The following is a 15,388-nucleotide window of genomic DNA, read 5'->3' on the forward strand; positions in this document are numbered from 1 at the left end:
TATTTAAAGCTAAATCAACTAAATTTAATAACCAGCTGATTGAATAAGTGCTGCACCTCCAGTAGTCGCTGCAGCCCAAACTCCATAACTACCAGCAGCAATCCCTGCATAAGGAGCAAAAGCTATTCCTACTACTCCTAAAGTAACTGCTACAATCTTACCATAATCTCCTCCACCTTCAACCATCATTAGCTCATCTTCATTTAACTCAACCATACCAACACTAGCTAAATTATCCATCAAAAATTCCTCCTTAATATAATCTTTCTCCCCGGAAAGTTCACTATTATTAATTTACCATAATATTCCTAACCTGTCTACTATACTTTAGTACAGTCTAATGTGATTATGCCTTGAGGATTATTCGACATTATATCCTAAAATAACTTTACTAAACTTCAATCTCATCTACTAAAATCAATCTTAATTTAATCACTTTAATAATCGCTTGCGTAGTACACGTTATATCTAATCTTTCAAAAATTTTTTGTTTATGGTACTTTATATTAGCCTTAGTACAATCCATCTTCTCTGCTATAACTTCTTCTGCTAACCCCTGAGCCAATAACTCTAAAATTTCCATTTGTTTATCTGTTAGTTCTAAATCTTCGCTTTGTCTTTTAAGTTGCTTATCTTTCATTTTCTTATATTCTGCGTTCATCTTATATCTCAATAATCTAGCAATTACCACTAACTCTCCCTTTAATTCCTCTTCTATAGTTGAAACATCAAGATAACCTACCAATTTTCCATCTATCCCTAAAGGGAAAGCAAAACAATATAAAACTTTGGGAAAATCACAATAATGCTGTTCAGGCATCATATAAACTGGTTCTTTTAATAACATTGCCATAGAAATAGCATTAGTTCCACTACTCTTTTCTGCAAAAGATACTCCTAGCTTAATTGCTAATTCTTCAATCTGGGATTTAGTCTCCTGTTTACCCTTTATTTGTAATAAAATCCCTTCCGGATCAGTCAACAAAAAGCAATAGCTTCCATCAATTAAATTATTAATTGCTCCTACAGATCTTTCAAAAGCAAAAATTAATAATTCATATTCCGATAATCTCATTTGTAATTTATTGCCTTCAATTACTATAGGAGAAAAGATATCTTTATTTAAACACATCTACCCCAACTTCTACATCTAACTTAATCACTTCCATACTACGTTACCTCCATTTTTAATGCTAATAAAGATTCCCTTAATTATAATTATTGAATGTATTATGTTTTTCCTGCAAAATTATGCTAGTTTTACAATTTGATTGAAGTTTTGTTCTTTTATTGTTATTCATCTGCTGATTATTGGAAGTGATTAAGTAAAAAAACCGACAAAATGTCAGTCTGCACCTTGCTTAATAATATAATCTATCACTGAAGCGGTAAATCAGCTGTTAAATTTTCGGGTTTAGCTATTGACTCCTTTGGCGCTAAAGTCAAGCTCCTAGGCTGCTTTGACCACACCTAAAGCATTAGTACCACGTTTATCTGTGCCAGCAACTTCTCTAACCTGTGAAATAGGAATGTCCAAATCATACTGTTTACCTATGGTAGCTAAACAGTATGCTCCGCAGTCAGTTATGTCATGTTGTTTAATGCAGTAGTAGCGATTGAATGTTTTTTAGTTTTGTGAATGTGTTTATTTTGTATCTCCTTTTTAAATATCCTTACTTTTAAATTGATCTTAATTAATCAACATATCCTTATAAATATTTCTTTAATATATTATCAATATAAGACACAAATCATCATTCATAATCTATTATTAATAATGAAAATAATAACCAAACTAATTTCTGTTATTTTTAAATATTGATTCCATTTGTTCAAAGCTTTTGGTAAACATAATTGAACCTAAAATTCCAAATATTATTCCACTATAAACCCCTACAAAAACCCCCTCTTCAAAAGCTTTATATAATCCATACCATATAGATAAAAACAAAAATGTCTCTATATATCTATGCATTTTTTCTTTGCTTTCAAAATATTCTTCTATCTTTTCAAATAATCTAGTTAAAATGGGTAACCCTATAGAAAAAATACCTATACCCAAAATTCCAAATATCACACCATTATAAATTCCCATAATAATTCCTAAATTGAACGTTTTAAATAAACCATACCCCATAGTAAAAACTAAAAAGTTTCTTAAATATTTATTCATTATTTTCCTCCTAATTAATCTGTACAAGGGGCTTAAAATCAAGCCCCTTATAATTTGTATTATTTAAAAACTGCTTTCTACTACTGTTTTTCCTGCTTCTGTCATTAGATAATCTAATGCCCCTAAAGCTGCTCCAGTAAAGGCTCCTGCAACAGCACCAGGTGCTCCACCAATTGAACCATATGTTATTGCACCACTGATAGCTCCACCAGCAGCAGCCCAGCCTAGATCAGTTACACTAAAAAATCCCCCATCAACCATCATTAATTCTTCTTCATTTAACTCAACCATACCAACACTAGCTAAATTATCCATCAAAAATTCCTCCTTAATATAATCTTTCTCCCCGGAAAGTTCACTATTATTAATTTACCATAATATTCCTAACCTGTCTACTATACTTTAGTACAGTCTAATGTGATTATGCCTCGAGGATTATTCGCCGTTATATCTTAAAATAATTCAACCTCTAGATATACATAATTGTATACCTAAAGGTTAATAAATATCCTTATCTATTATTTACACTAAAATAATTTTACTAAACTTCAATCTCATCTACTAAAATTAATCTTAATTTAATAGCTTTAATAATCGCTTCCGTAGTACACGTTACATCTAATCTTTCAAAAATATTTTGTTTATGGTACTTTATATTAGCCTGAGTACAATTCATTTCCTCAGCTATAACTTCCTCTGCTAGCCCCTGAAGCAAAAACTCTAAAATTTCCATTTGCTTATCTGTTAGTTCTAAATTTTCACTTTGTTTTTTAAGTTGCTCATCTTTCATTTTTTCATATTCTGCGATTATCTTTTGTTTTAATAACTTAGCAATAGCTATTAACTCTCCCTTTAGTTCCTCTTCTATAGTTGACACATCAAGATATCCTACCAGTTCTTCATCATCTAACCATAAAGGTAAAGCGAAACAAAACAAAACTTTATCTTGTATTAAAAGTAAAATATAGGATATATTTCTGGACAAGATTCTATTTTACCCTAGGTTTTAAGCAATAAATTTTATCAAGTACTATTAATCCATTTACTCCAATGGAAATTATCTTTTACAACTTACATAATAGAATATTTTATCTTTCTAGTAAGTTTAAGCAATGTTCCTTTAAATTTAGACTATTTTTTAAGTAATTTTAGGATTAAAAATAAAATAACAGCACTATAAATTTGGGTTAAGACAGCATTTCTATTTTGCCCAAAAAAGCTTTTTTGTCTTCAAATGTTACTTAATCCATTTAAAAAATAATTCTATTTGCCATCTTTTTTTATACAAATAGGCTATTACATGAGCTCCAAATCAAAATGATTAGTTAGAATATCTATTATTTTCTCTTTTCCATTTCGATCAGTAGTTTTTACTCTAACTAGTCTTGTTTTATGTTTCATTCTAGTCTCTGAAGTATGGTCGCCTAGCATTACATCAGCGTCTAATATAACATCTGCTTCTTTATCCTTAGAAGTTAGATCTAACGATCTGATGAGTTCAATTTTAGTGTTAGATTTTGCTCTAGTTGCAAAGTAAATATCATTTTTTATAAATTCATCAAATTTTTTATACTTTATATAAGCTCTATCAAAAAGATAAGTATAGCTAGGATTAAAAGTTAAATCATCAAATCTTAGGTAATACTTTATTTAGATACTTATTATTCTTTAGACCCGAAACAAAGTCTTCTAGACTTTCTTTTTTTGTAAGATGAAAGTAAAGTAAATATAACAAATAAACTTCTGTTGTTAGTTTATGAACCTTATAATCTGCATTATATTTATTAATTAAACCTTTTAGAAAATTTTTATCAATAACATCTAGCAGTTTAGTTACAAGTATGGTACAATAATTCATGATTTCAGCTCCTTTGGTTTCATGGGTTTTGTACTGTGGTGGGTACTTATCCATTTAATCAAAGGGGTTTTATTTTTTCAATAACTTTTTATAAAAAACGATGCAACGCTAGTGACCTAATATAAATTCTAGGAAGTACTCATAATATTACCAAAAAACACATAACCGAAAACACTTATTCCTACTATTATCGAAGAAATAAATACTAAAATAGCCACAGGATATTTAAAAAACTGTTTATTAAACATTTCAAAAGTTAATGCCGTTACACTTATAATTGATAACATTCCTATAATTTTATAGGGCCCAAAAAACTTTATGATAAAAAAAGAAATAATTATTAAAAAAGAAGCAATCCAAAAATTAGTCCCGTTAGGCAAATCAAAAATTTCTAAAAATTTTTTTAACCACATAAACTTTACCTCCTAGCATATTGAATATTTGTCTATAAATAAGTGGTGGGGGTCCCACCACTTATAAGATTACTTATCTTCAGCTTCTGCTTCAGAATAACCTTCTACTACTCCTTTTCCAAACCTATATACAGTATAAGCCCCAGTACCTATAGCCCCAATAGTAATTAAAGTTCCTGTAAAAGAACCACCATTGATCTCTTTTAATTCTTCCTCCTTTATTTCTACTAGGGTTGATTTATTCATTTCAATTCCCCCTCTCTAAAATATAATTTTTACATACTCCTTGAAGACCATGTACCACTCTCAAAGTCTTCTCTTGCTGATTCATTTGCTTCATCAACTACAGCTTCCAATCCACGACCAACTACCTTACCACATGATTCAACAAAATCACCATAACTGTCACCATCAAACCCACCATCAACTGTCATCAACTCTTTTTCACTTAATTCATTCATCTCAACATTAGCCAAAGATTCCATAACGCAATTTACTCCTTTCAAAAACTTCATTTCTCGGGAAGTTTACAATTATATATTACCACATTTATCCTTTGGTGTGAACTGTACTTTAGTATAGTCTCTTCTGAACATCTCCCCTCAAACTGTACTAAAATACAGGATTAATTAGATATCTAACCAAAAACTATACGAAAATATAGTCTAAAGTGACCATTAATGATAAAAAAATCAAACCTAAATAAGTCTTATTACAAAAAATGTTATCTCATTGCCAATCTCAAATTTTTTCCATGACTAACTAATATTAATACTCCTGTCTAAATTTCATAAAAATCTTTAGGATCATAATAGACCATTCCTTCAGCTGGAGCTGCAACTACTATTTCACCTTCATTTATTTCATAAACCACTGCATAATATCACTGGCATTGCATTGTAAAATATAAGAAACTAATAGTTTTAAAGTAACTCATTAAATTTAATATTTCTTTATCAGGAATAACTGCATTACTGATAATTATATTCTCTGGGTCTTCTGTATTTAAATCATAGAGAGTATGCAGTTTTATGCCACCTTTAGAACTTCTAAATTTCGCCCAAGGAAATAACGATAAATAGCAACTAACTGTTGAAGAATTAATTAGTTTAACAGAACCAACCTCTTTTAAAGCTTTTCTATACCCAATTTGAGATTTAAGACGTTCAAATAGATGCTGAAAAATATTATAAAATATTTTATAGTCTCTATCTTCATTTTTTCGAGATATTTTTAACTTGCTAATTCATGGTAAAACCTTATTAAGTTTGTTATTTCCTTTTAGTTCTGAAACAAAATCTTCTAAACTATCTTTTTCAGTAAGATGATAATAAAGTAAGCATAGTAAATGTTCTTTAGTTTTAAATTTATGGACTTTATAATCAGAATCGTATTTATCTACCAAATCGTCTAAAAAGTTATCACCTATTATACCTATGAATTTGTTTAATAATATGGTATACTCACTAGTACATTTCATTTTTTAGCTCCTTTGTTTAATGAATTGTGCTGTGAGGGCACTCATTCATTTAAGCAGAGGAGCTTTCATTTTGCAAAGGTAAATTTATCTAAAAAAACGATGCAACGATAGTAAATTAATATTATTATTAGATAAAATTATTAACTAAAGGTTCAATAATCCAATCTCACTAATTTTAATCATAATCATCCGATTTATTTAAAGTAATTAATATAAAAAATATAATTAAGAATAGATAAGATAAATAAATGTCATATTTTCTAGCTAAACAAAGATCTAAAATCATTAATATAATTGTTATTGAATTTGGAACAACAGTCTTCATGACAAATTGTTTCTTTCTAATTCCACCATTTTTTAATTTAATATATTCAGATATAAAATAAAATAAAAGCCAAGGAAAAAAATGATGATAATCAAAAGGTTTTCTACCAATTTAATCCCACCTTATTTTGAATAATAATAGAACATAATTTTTATTTAATCACTATTTTTTTGAGAAACAATTAGTAATATCCCTAATATTAATAAAGCAAAACCAATTAAAAAAACGACATTAGCATTCCCGTTGGAATATTAGATATATAATATGTAATGAATAAATTAATAGAAAATAATACACTAATTATAATAAGAATTATTCCAATATTTCTTTTTAAATTTCTATTTCCCGTTATATTCATTCCTAAAGCTATAGAAATAATCCCTACTAATCCCGAAATCAATACAGTTGATATATGACTAAAAGCTAGATTTCCACCATTTAAAATTGAAATAAACATAAATAAGAAACCAGCTAAAAAAGAAAAAATACCTATAATAATTAAAATCAATCCTAAAATTTTCTTTAATTTCATTTTACAACTTCCCAAAAAATATAATTTCAGGGAGATATACTTAAAAATTAATCACCAGTATATCTCCCTTTCAAAACTAAACTATTTTAATAAGCATTTTCACTAGCAGTTTCAATCAATTTCCAACCATCTTTAACCATTGCTTTTGATGCTTTAGCCGCCTCATAAGATTGTCCAGTCATAGAACCAGCTGTAAAAACAATAGGAGCAGCAGCAATTTCTAATGTACCCCCTAAAGCTTGTCCAAATTCATCCCAACCCCCACCATTAACAATCGTTAACTCTTCTTCATTCAATTCATTCATCTCAACATTAGACAAAGCTTCCATACTATAATCTCGTCCTTCAAATATTTTTACTCCCCGAGAAGTTTACAATTATATATTACCACATTTATCCTTTGGTGTGAACTATACTTTAGTATAGTCTCTTTTGAACATTCCCTTTCAAACTGTACTAAAGTAACTATCAATGATAAAAAATCAAACTTAAATAGGCCTTATTACAAAAAATGTTATCTCATTGCCAATCTCAAATTTTTCCATGACTAACTAATATTAATACTCCTGTCTAAATTTCATAAAAATCTTTAGGATCATAATAGACCATTCTTTCAGCTGGATCAGCAACTATTATTTCATCTTTACTTATTTCAAATTACTACATAATGCATTAAATCATCTTTTACCACATGAGCTATAGCAGACAAAAGTACTTCAGAAGTTAAATCATCTGATTGGCCTTTTACTCCCTTGGCTTCAAAACCAAGCTCTTTAGCTGCCTTGATTACTCCTAAAGCATTTGTCCCTCGCTTATCCGTTCCAGCAATTTCTCTTATTTGAGTAATTGGTATTTCCAAATCATAGTGTTTAGAAATTGTAGCCAAACAGGCTGCAGCACAATCTGTTATATCATGTTGTTTAATACAATAATACGATTTAAATAATCTCTTAATTTTTCTTATAATTAGTTTCAATATTTTCTTCATCTTATCACCTTTTTTACTTAGATAGACCTTGTTGAATAATTAATTTGTAAGCTTTTCAAATATTTAATCTAAAATTTAAAATCTTGATCTATAGAATTTATTTATTCCATGGAAATTTATTATCATCAATCCCATTTTCAAGGTCTATTAATTTCTCAATTAAATATAACAATAATGTCCATATGACATGAGATTTGTATCTTTTATAACCATATAATCTTGGATTCTCTAAATTATATCTCTCTTTTAATATTGAAAATAAATGTTCTATAGTTATTCTTTGCTTATAAATTTTATTACCTATTGGTGACCTTAAATATTCAAGATTTTGTTTTCTATATTTATTTTTGATATTTTGTTCTGACTTAGCTTTTCTAAGATTAATATCAGTTAATAAATTAAACTCTAGTTTATTTACTAGTTTAAATAATTATAAGCACCATCACCTAAAAGTACGAAGATATCATGATTATCTACTTGCTTAATTAAATCCTGACAATTACAATCATGTACATTTGCAGTAGTAAACTGAAAAGCTAATGGAATTTTATCATTTGAACTTATAGTATGAAGTTTATATCCATAATACCAATTTAGTCTAGTAGAAATCCCTTTTTTAGCTTCATTATCAAATTTTGAACTCCTTAAAGCTGTACTATCAATAGAAGAAATTCGGGTGTTAGGATTTAATAATAGAACAAATTGTTTATATAGTTCATGAAACTTTGATATTTCTAATTTTTTTATTCGAATAGAAAAAAAGGGTCTTTATTAAGTTCCCATTCTAATTCTCTTAAGCAATATATTTTGTTCATAACTTTATATAATTGGCATTTTATAATTTGTAAATCTGAATATTTTTTAGGTCTGCCTATTTTAATATCAACTGTTTGAGAATAAAATTTGTTATAGATAGTCTCAACTTTTTTATAATTTCTATAAAAGGGATTTTCTTTTGTAATATTAACTGGTATAATCATGTTACTCGTCCTTTCTGGATTTTGTTTTGCTCGCACTTAACATGATACCAGAAATGGGCGACTTTTTCTTTTTAATTTGGAAATTTTAGTTATTCAACAACCTATAGATATTAATAACCTTTATTTTATAAGTTAACATTTTATCCTATATAAAGTAATATTATTATAAGCTATTTTATAACAATATCACCTAGTAGCCATATATAAATTAAACAGGTAATTACAAATAATACTTTCCAAAAACTTAATATATTTTTAGATTGTTTTTGAATAAAATCTAAATAAATACCTAGGCTAGCCATAAAAGCTGCCATATAAACCCAAAGTTCTCCTATAATACTTAAATTTTTTAATCCAAGTGCGAAAAGTACTAAAACTAAAGTGAAAGACTTCGAACTTTTCTTGTTATCCACTATATCCCTCCGTTTTTATAAATTGACTTTATATAATAATTTAAATCTTTCACTATCTTTCCAGCTTAACCCCCTAATATTGGAGAAAATCTATATCATACTCAATCATTCGTAACTTCTTATTTTATGCAATAAAGACTTCAGGCTTAATCTTTTTATCTTTAACAGCTTGATAATATTGAGTTGGAGCTTGGTTATTTAAACTACCATGTCTACGCCTGTTATTATAATATCTCATATACTCACTAACAATCTCATAGACCTCTATATAACTTTGAAATTCATTACGACTATAACATTCATCTTCTAATATAGAGTGAAATGATTCAATATGAGCATTCATATTCGGAGTTTTTACTGGTATTCTTTGATGCTTCATGCCTAGAGATTGACAAGTACTATCAAAGAGTTTAGATGTAAACTATGGACCATTATCTGTTCTTATAACAGGTAAATCCATACCTTTAGTTAATTCTCTTTTAGCAAGATCCTTTTTTAATACTCTGCAGGCATCTTCAGCTTTACAACTTAAACCTAAATGGTAGTCAATTATTGACCTATCAAAGACATCTATTACTGATAACTGAAAGAAGAATTGATCTGTTCCAGTGATATAACCATATTTAAGATCCATCTCCCAAAGTTGATTAGAATTACTAATCTCATCTCTCTTAGCTAACCTTCTAGGGTGACGATTCTTTATCTTTCTTTGAGGTCTTAATATATCAAGCTCTTTGTACAATCTATATACCTTTTTATGGTTGATTTTAAGCATATAATCTTCTTTTAGACAAGTAGTTAATTTCTTATAACCATAAGAAAAACCATCACCTGCAACTAATTCTAATAACCATTCTTTTATCTGTTCATCTGAGACTTTTTCACCAGCATAGCTATAAGAATAGCCAGGGATAGGTCTACCATTAGGATTATTTGAGCTTTTTCTTTTAATCCTTCGGCAATGAGTTAACAGAACCTGTCTTACGAGCTTTTTTAACCCAAGCATAAACAGTGCTTTTAGAAATTTCGTGGCGCCGAGCTACTAAAGAAATATTATCTATCTTTCTGCATTCTTCTACCACTTGCTTTTTAAGTTCGTCAGAATAATTTGTTCTAGGCATTTTTAGTCCCCCTAATTTTAAATTATTTCCATTATACTACTAACAAACGATTTCTACAAGTCAGTTAGGGGGCTATATAGATACAATGAATAAGTTACAATTAAAAATAAAAATTACTCTTATATTAATCTTTAATTTAAACTAGCACATCCCAAGGAAATCACAATAAAATTATTTCTTACAATTAAATCATATAATGTTTGAATAATTTTTCTACTTCTTTTATATTTTCTTTAGGAATCCCAATTGAATATTTTTTATTTGAATTAGATAAATTAATGCTTAATTTATCATTAGCTTTAAAATTATATGATTTAATTTCTTCCCAATCTATAAACCTAAAAAAAACATTTACCCCCTTCTTAGTTATGATTAAATAATGATATTTTCTTGAGTATATAATAAACCCTACCATACCTGGAAAAAAACTAAATTGCCTTAAAAAAGAAGATAATCCTAAATCAAAAAATACAAGTTGAATCATGCCAAATAAAATACCTCCAAATAATGTAAACAATATAAAATTTATTCCTATATCATCAGAAACAAAAATAATACTACTTAATTTATTATCATAATTCTTAATTCCCTGAAAATATATTTTATCTTTTAAACTCAATATTCTTAATTTGCATCTTAAATAATAGATCAAATAAATGCCTAATATACATATTCCTAAAACAAATAAAATTTTACTAAACAACATTATTTTTCTTTCCCCCTTATTTAATAAAATACTATTGAAAATGTTATTTTTTAAAATAAATTTTTCCTTCATCATATATTTTTAAAACAACTGTATCAAAGATGAAACTATAAAAATCATTTTAAAATTTACTTCATTGGCTTAGAAACATTATATTTAGATATTGTAAGTCAGACAAGCTACTGCACAATCTGTTATATCGTGTTGTTTAATGCAGTAATATGATTTAAACAATCTTTTAACTTTTTTCTTTAAATTTTAAAATTTTCTTCATGTATATCACCTTTGTTTACCTGTCAGTTTTAAAATACTAATAAATCCTTGTATTTATTTTATTAAATAGCTCATGTATAAAACAAAAAAAGATAACAAAACAGAAAGCAACATACTCTTTGTAGGAATATTTATCTTTGTGAAATATTTAAGTAAGATAATAATTACAGATGAACCAAAGGATAACCAACCAATAATAAAAATAACATTTTTAAAATTTATATCCATACAAATTATTCCTCCCTTTATCTATATAAATCCTCCCTACATTCCAATTCATTAAAAAGTAGGAAGGATACTATAAAATCAATTCTATTCCATTACTGATTCTATTACAGTACCAATTGCGTATCCAACAGTAACTCCTCCAGCAAGGCAACCAACACCTGCAGCCACAGCAGTTCCAGTAATAACAAGTCCTCCATCTACATTAAGATACTCATCCTCAGATAATTCTTCAAAATTACCTACTGTAGAAAGTTCATTCATTATAAACACCTCCTCCTTTAAAGTATATTTCTTTTGTTTTTTAATCCGATAAAGCCCAAGCCACTCCTATACCTACTCCAGTAACAAATAAACCTCCTGCTATTAAACCTCCAGTTGTTATAGCAACTCCACCATCGATATTCATTAATTCTTGTTCCTCTAATTTCTCCATCAAATCTTCCTCCTTCAAATATTTTTACTCCCCGAGAAGTTTACAATTATATATTACCACATTTATCCTTTGGCGTGAACTGTACTTTAGTATAGTCTCTTCTGAACATCCCCTCTCAAACTGTACTAAAATACAGAACTAATTAGATGTCTAACCAAAAACCACACGAAAGTATAGTCTAAAGTGAACATTAATAATAAAAACATATATATACTATTACTCCTAAAACAAAATAGTAATCAATTTAAATTTCTGCTAACTTAATTAGTCCCTGCTGTAAAGCCTTAATAATTGCCTCCCTGGTACAGCCTACATCTAAATAAGCAAATAACTTCTTTTTATGATACTTAATAGTACTTTTACTACATGATAGTTCTTGAGCTACCTCTTGTTCAGTTAATCCTTGAGCTAGAAACTTCACAATTTTTATCTGTTTATCCGCTACTTTTCTTTTAAAATTCTTTTGTTGGGAGGAAACTAATTTTTTATGTACTTTTAAATCTTTAATAATATTATCTCTTAACAATAAAGCAATCCCCATTAATTCTTGCTTTAATTTAAAACTTATTGTTGATACATCTAAATAACCAATTATCTCTTTATTAAAATATAAAGGAAGGGCAAAACAGTACCACTGTTGTAAAAAATCACAATAATGTTGTTCTGGAGTTAAGTAAACTTCTTCTTTTGAATCCATAGCTACTGAAATTGCATTAGTTCCACTACTTTCTTCAGAAAAACTAACTCCCATTTTGATAGAACTTTTATCTAATTGTTGTCCTTTTTTTCCAGTATACTCACTCAATAAAATCCCCTTAGAATCAACTAATAAAAAAAGATATTCACCATTAATAAAATTTTTAATTTTTTTAATATTATCTTTAAAGATAGAAATCAATACTTTATTTTCGTTTAATCTAATTTGTAATTCCTTACTTATCAATCTAATTTTAGGTTCATTCATATTTTTAGATAAACCTTTATTATTACATCTTCCTAAGGAAAACAAAATTTTTTCTTCTAATCTCATAATCAGGACCTCCTTTTGCAATAGCCATTACTAAATAATTTAATTAGATAATCTCAACCATTTTACCTTCCTTTTTTAATCAATTATTATATATATAATTAATAATACCAATAAAAACCACATTATCTACTTATTATACTTTAAATTCCGAGCCAACTATGATTATCCGGAATTTAATCATCTAGTTGTAACCAAAGTTTATATATATATATCACAATTAATATAGTTGAAAAAATGAAACATATTAATCCAAAACCCTTAAAAGGTAATATTCCCTTTTTTATAATATCAATTAAACTCGTAGTAGTAGGAATAAATTTTTCTAACCATTTTAAAAATATAGCTATTACATTATTAAAACTATGAATTAAAATTGGTAGGATTAATTTTCCTGTTTTTAAATATACAAGAGATAATACAACTGCAAAAACAAATGAACCTATAAAATTTATATGTAAAATAGAAAAAATAATTGAACTTATTATAATAGACTTTTTTATTCCTAATTTAATTGTCATTTTTCCTAATAAAAGATATCTAAAAAGAACTTCTTCTACAATTGGAACTAAAAAAACTGACCTTATGATATCTAAGGTTATATTATTACTTGGAATTTCATTAATAAAACCTATAATCTTATTTATTATAGACGGAAATAAAATATTAAAGAAATATAGACTAGATAAAAGACTTCCTACACTAAATATAACTAGCGTTATTGTTATAGAAAAAATCTTTACTAATTCATTTTTTTTAGATAAATTACCTATAACCTTTTTTATCTGAATATCAGATTTATATAATTTAGATATTATTAAAAATAATATTCCACCATAAAAGATAAACATATAAATAACACTAGAAACTAGTGATGAACTAACATACTCTTTAATCGGAAAAATTAATAACATTACAATATAAAAAATATAAATTATGCCAGAATTTATTAATTTGATTTTTTTAAAATTTTGTAAATTCATTATATCCCTCCAATTTTAAAATAATATAAGGATTAAAGCCAGAAGTTAACTTCTGACTTTAATTTTATAAATCACTAGTAATAATATCCCGTCGTTTTATAACTGAATCCACTAGAATTCTCTGGTACATTTTCTCTAGTTCCTTCAATTGCTTCTTCTATAGCATACATAATAACTTCTTCAGCTATAATTTTCCCTGCCTCTTTCCAAAGCCCTCCTCCTTCGACCATCATTAACTCTTGTTCATTCAATTCTTTCATTAAAGTCACCTCCTTCTTAACCATTTCATTTATATATTACCACATTTATCCTTCTTTGTGAACTGTACTTTAGTATAGTCTCTTTTGAACATTCCCTTTCAAACTGTACTAAAGTAACTATCAATGATAAAAAATCAAACTTAAATAGGCCTTATTACAAAAAAATCTTCAAAAAACCTGTTGTCTCATCACCAGCATCAAATTCTTCTCCAAGACTAACTAAAATTAATACTCCAAAAAATAAACTGGATCATATAGGAAATTATAAAAATATTAACCAAAACAACCCTCCCCAAGCTATTCCTATTATTATTTTAACTATTCCAGCAAATAAATATTTCTCAAATTTATTTTTGGTTAAAACTTCTTTAATTTTAACAGTTAAATTCTTTTTCATCTTACTATCTTCATCATTAAACCTTAAATACAGATAAGCAGTTTTTTGAAAACCAAAATAATCTAATTTCATTTTAGAATCATAATTAACCAATTTTATCTTCCCTTCTTCTTTTCTATAACTTAAATTTTGTTTCTCTATAATTTTGCAAATATTATCATATAAACTTTTTTCACTGATGCTAAAAATAGTTAAATATCCACATCTACTAGTAACAATAATTACTAACCAACTAATAAAAAAATTTAGTAATAGACTAATAAAAATATTAGTAATATAAATTTGAAATAATACAAATAAAATAGCATCTAAAAATAATGCACAAAATATAATCGAAGTAATATACTTACCTTCAATAATAAAAGTCCCTTTATTAACCAAAGAAAAAAAGCCTACCCCCAAAAAATAAACCCCTAACACTAAAAAAAGTGAATAAGTAATTTACATCTCCTCCCTCTTGTAAGTTAAACTAGCTCTCTTATACTCACTCATTCTTAGAATTTGAGTTTTTAATAAACATTTTTCCATTAGACAAATAGATATTAATTGAAGATAAATAAATATTTGGAATATCTTTGATAAACTATACCTAAAAGAGAATTTAGCATTTTTAAATATGGTCGCCAAATTAGATCTCCACAAATACCATGGCAGTTTAACCTCCCATATCTCGCAGGGTCTACGCCCCTAAATTCCTTCGTTCTACCTGTCCATGGGTGGAGGCTGGATATGCTCCTTAACTGGGTCATGCCCTTATGGAAAAATTCTTTCCAGCTTCTCCTGGCTTCGTTTATTAAA

General features: G+C 27.4%; 22 protein-coding genes and 4 pseudogenes. All 26 read right to left on the bottom strand.

All coding sequences use genetic code 11. The features are described from left to right. Positions 1-24: 24 nt before the first annotated feature. The 26 genes and pseudogenes from HALHA_RS09540 to HALHA_RS09640 all read right to left on the bottom strand — a co-directional run bounded on the left by HALHA_RS09540 (position 25) and on the right by HALHA_RS09640 (position 14,992). Positions 25-240 (bottom strand): hypothetical protein, encoded by a 216-nt coding sequence (locus tag HALHA_RS09540; RefSeq protein WP_015327572.1) that lies wholly within the window; start codon positions 238-240, stop codon positions 25-27. A 151-nt stretch (positions 241-391) separates the two neighbouring features. Further along, on the bottom strand, positions 392-1,132 hold the full coding sequence (locus tag HALHA_RS09545; RefSeq protein ID WP_015327573.1) for a LuxR C-terminal-related transcriptional regulator: 741 nt from the start codon (positions 1,130-1,132) through the stop codon (positions 392-394). A gap of 321 nt (positions 1,133-1,453) precedes the next feature. Continuing rightward, a pseudogene (locus HALHA_RS13330) lies at positions 1,454-1,603 on the bottom strand (cysteine peptidase family C39 domain-containing protein); the annotation flags it as partial. A 192-nt stretch (positions 1,604-1,795) separates the two neighbouring features. After that, positions 1,796-2,173: a hypothetical protein gene (locus HALHA_RS09550; protein ID WP_015327574.1), complete on the bottom strand. Its 378-nt coding sequence runs from the start codon at positions 2,171-2,173 to the stop codon at positions 1,796-1,798. A gap of 63 nt (positions 2,174-2,236) precedes the next feature. Then, complete coding sequence (locus HALHA_RS09555) at positions 2,237-2,488, bottom strand: Blp family class II bacteriocin (protein WP_015327575.1); 252 nt, start codon at positions 2,486-2,488, stop codon at positions 2,237-2,239. A 226-nt stretch (positions 2,489-2,714) separates the two neighbouring features. Beyond that, positions 2,715-3,110: a helix-turn-helix domain-containing protein gene (locus tag HALHA_RS09560; protein WP_156801232.1), complete on the bottom strand. Its 396-nt coding sequence runs from the start codon at positions 3,108-3,110 to the stop codon at positions 2,715-2,717. Positions 3,111-3,410: 300 nt separating this feature from the next. Then, positions 3,411-3,461 carry a hypothetical protein gene (locus HALHA_RS13935; protein WP_425402049.1) on the bottom strand — a complete coding sequence of 17 codons (51 nt, stop codon included), beginning with the start codon at positions 3,459-3,461 and terminating at the stop codon, positions 3,411-3,413. A gap of 8 nt (positions 3,462-3,469) precedes the next feature. Beyond that, positions 3,470-3,823: a transposase gene (locus HALHA_RS13900; RefSeq protein ID WP_342662857.1), complete on the bottom strand. Its 354-nt coding sequence runs from the start codon at positions 3,821-3,823 to the stop codon at positions 3,470-3,472. Continuing rightward, positions 3,801-4,031 (bottom strand): DUF4372 domain-containing protein, encoded by a 231-nt coding sequence (locus HALHA_RS13740; protein ID WP_041607777.1) that lies wholly within the window; start codon positions 4,029-4,031, stop codon positions 3,801-3,803. The genes HALHA_RS13900 and HALHA_RS13740 overlap by 23 nt, the downstream gene beginning before the upstream one ends. A gap of 128 nt (positions 4,032-4,159) precedes the next feature. Beyond that, entirely contained in the window at positions 4,160-4,444 is a 285-nt protein-coding gene (locus HALHA_RS09570; RefSeq protein WP_015327576.1) for a hypothetical protein, read from the bottom strand. A 69-nt stretch (positions 4,445-4,513) separates the two neighbouring features. Further along, the gene (locus HALHA_RS13510; RefSeq protein ID WP_015327577.1) at positions 4,514-4,690 is read right to left on the bottom strand and encodes a hypothetical protein; all 177 of its coding nucleotides are present in this window, start codon (positions 4,688-4,690) and stop codon (positions 4,514-4,516) included. A gap of 29 nt (positions 4,691-4,719) precedes the next feature. Continuing rightward, positions 4,720-4,929 carry a bacteriocin gene (locus HALHA_RS13635; protein ID WP_015327578.1) on the bottom strand — a complete coding sequence of 70 codons (210 nt, stop codon included), beginning with the start codon at positions 4,927-4,929 and terminating at the stop codon, positions 4,720-4,722. Positions 4,930-5,690: 761 nt separating this feature from the next. After that, complete coding sequence (locus tag HALHA_RS13090) at positions 5,691-5,924, bottom strand: DUF4372 domain-containing protein (RefSeq protein ID WP_052326475.1); 234 nt, start codon at positions 5,922-5,924, stop codon at positions 5,691-5,693. A 542-nt stretch (positions 5,925-6,466) separates the two neighbouring features. Then, the gene (locus HALHA_RS09585) at positions 6,467-6,781 is read right to left on the bottom strand and encodes a hypothetical protein (RefSeq protein WP_015327579.1); all 315 of its coding nucleotides are present in this window, start codon (positions 6,779-6,781) and stop codon (positions 6,467-6,469) included. A gap of 86 nt (positions 6,782-6,867) precedes the next feature. Beyond that, complete coding sequence (locus HALHA_RS09590; protein WP_015327580.1) at positions 6,868-7,110, bottom strand: hypothetical protein; 243 nt, start codon at positions 7,108-7,110, stop codon at positions 6,868-6,870. A gap of 244 nt (positions 7,111-7,354) precedes the next feature. Next, positions 7,355-7,769, bottom strand: a pseudogene (locus tag HALHA_RS09595) (cysteine peptidase family C39 domain-containing protein); the annotation flags it as partial. A gap of 97 nt (positions 7,770-7,866) precedes the next feature. Next, positions 7,867-8,749 (bottom strand): annotated as a pseudogene (locus HALHA_RS13340) (transposase). Positions 8,750-8,919: 170 nt separating this feature from the next. Then, positions 8,920-9,162: a hypothetical protein gene (locus HALHA_RS09605; protein WP_015327581.1), complete on the bottom strand. Its 243-nt coding sequence runs from the start codon at positions 9,160-9,162 to the stop codon at positions 8,920-8,922. A gap of 124 nt (positions 9,163-9,286) precedes the next feature. Then, a pseudogene (locus HALHA_RS09610) lies at positions 9,287-10,283 on the bottom strand (IS3 family transposase). Positions 10,284-10,467: 184 nt separating this feature from the next. After that, positions 10,468-10,986, bottom strand: a complete 519-nt coding sequence (locus HALHA_RS09615) for a DUF5673 domain-containing protein (protein WP_156801233.1) — start codon at positions 10,984-10,986, stop codon at positions 10,468-10,470. A 588-nt stretch (positions 10,987-11,574) separates the two neighbouring features. Next, positions 11,575-11,751 (bottom strand): class IIb bacteriocin, lactobin A/cerein 7B family, encoded by a 177-nt coding sequence (locus HALHA_RS09620; protein ID WP_015327584.1) that lies wholly within the window; start codon positions 11,749-11,751, stop codon positions 11,575-11,577. Between the two features lie 40 nt (positions 11,752-11,791). After that, on the bottom strand, positions 11,792-11,923 hold the full coding sequence (locus tag HALHA_RS13855; protein WP_015327585.1) for a hypothetical protein: 132 nt from the start codon (positions 11,921-11,923) through the stop codon (positions 11,792-11,794). A gap of 244 nt (positions 11,924-12,167) precedes the next feature. Continuing rightward, entirely contained in the window at positions 12,168-12,953 is a 786-nt protein-coding gene (locus HALHA_RS09625) for a LuxR C-terminal-related transcriptional regulator (RefSeq protein WP_015327586.1), read from the bottom strand. Between the two features lie 173 nt (positions 12,954-13,126). Next, positions 13,127-13,933: a CPBP family intramembrane glutamic endopeptidase gene (locus HALHA_RS13100; RefSeq protein WP_015327587.1), complete on the bottom strand. Its 807-nt coding sequence runs from the start codon at positions 13,931-13,933 to the stop codon at positions 13,127-13,129. 74 nt (positions 13,934-14,007) lie between these two features. Beyond that, positions 14,008-14,193: a hypothetical protein gene (locus HALHA_RS09635; RefSeq protein ID WP_015327588.1), complete on the bottom strand. Its 186-nt coding sequence runs from the start codon at positions 14,191-14,193 to the stop codon at positions 14,008-14,010. A gap of 262 nt (positions 14,194-14,455) precedes the next feature. Further along, a complete protein-coding gene (locus tag HALHA_RS09640; RefSeq protein ID WP_156801234.1) occupies positions 14,456-14,992 on the bottom strand; it encodes a hypothetical protein in 537 nt (178 codons plus the stop codon). Positions 14,993-15,388: the final 396 nt, after the last annotated feature.

It is taken from the genome of Halobacteroides halobius DSM 5150, assembly GCF_000328625.1.
Classification (GTDB): Bacteria; Bacillota; Halanaerobiia; order Halobacteroidales; family Halobacteroidaceae; genus Halobacteroides; species Halobacteroides halobius.

Excerpts from the sequence above, each read along its gene's own strand:
- HALHA_RS09570 (WP_015327576.1), bottom strand. The coding sequence starts at position 4,444 with ATGTGGTTAAAAAAATTTTTAGAAATTTTTGATTTGCCTAACGGGACT.
- HALHA_RS13090 (WP_052326475.1), bottom strand. The coding sequence starts at position 5,924 with ATGAAATGTACTAGTGAGTATACCATATTATTAAACAAATTCATAGGT.
- HALHA_RS09625 (WP_015327586.1), bottom strand. The coding sequence starts at position 12,953 with ATGAGATTAGAAGAAAAAATTTTGTTTTCCTTAGGAAGATGTAATAAT.
- HALHA_RS13100 (WP_015327587.1), bottom strand. The coding sequence starts at position 13,933 with ATGAATTTACAAAATTTTAAAAAAATCAAATTAATAAATTCTGGCATA.
- HALHA_RS09635 (WP_015327588.1), bottom strand. The coding sequence starts at position 14,193 with ATGAAAGAATTGAATGAACAAGAGTTAATGATGGTCGAAGGAGGAGGG.
- HALHA_RS09545 (WP_015327573.1), bottom strand. The coding sequence starts at position 1,132 with ATGTGTTTAAATAAAGATATCTTTTCTCCTATAGTAATTGAAGGCAAT.
- HALHA_RS13635 (WP_015327578.1), bottom strand. The coding sequence starts at position 4,929 with ATGGAATCTTTGGCTAATGTTGAGATGAATGAATTAAGTGAAAAAGAG.
- HALHA_RS09590 (WP_015327580.1), bottom strand. The coding sequence starts at position 7,110 with ATGGAAGCTTTGTCTAATGTTGAGATGAATGAATTGAATGAAGAAGAG.
- HALHA_RS13740 (WP_041607777.1), bottom strand. The coding sequence starts at position 4,031 with ATGAATTATTGTACCATACTTGTAACTAAACTGCTAGATGTTATTGAT.
- HALHA_RS09585 (WP_015327579.1), bottom strand. The coding sequence starts at position 6,781 with ATGAAATTAAAGAAAATTTTAGGATTGATTTTAATTATTATAGGTATT.
- HALHA_RS09555 (WP_015327575.1), bottom strand. The coding sequence starts at position 2,488 with ATGGATAATTTAGCTAGTGTTGGTATGGTTGAGTTAAATGAAGAAGAA.
- HALHA_RS09540 (WP_015327572.1), bottom strand. The coding sequence starts at position 240 with ATGGATAATTTAGCTAGTGTTGGTATGGTTGAGTTAAATGAAGATGAG.
- HALHA_RS13855 (WP_015327585.1), bottom strand. The coding sequence starts at position 11,923 with ATGGAGAAATTAGAGGAACAAGAATTAATGAATATCGATGGTGGAGTT.
- HALHA_RS13510 (WP_015327577.1), bottom strand. The coding sequence starts at position 4,690 with ATGAATAAATCAACCCTAGTAGAAATAAAGGAGGAAGAATTAAAAGAG.
- HALHA_RS09550 (WP_015327574.1), bottom strand. The coding sequence starts at position 2,173 with ATGAATAAATATTTAAGAAACTTTTTAGTTTTTACTATGGGGTATGGT.
- HALHA_RS09620 (WP_015327584.1), bottom strand. The coding sequence starts at position 11,751 with ATGAATGAACTTTCTACAGTAGGTAATTTTGAAGAATTATCTGAGGAT.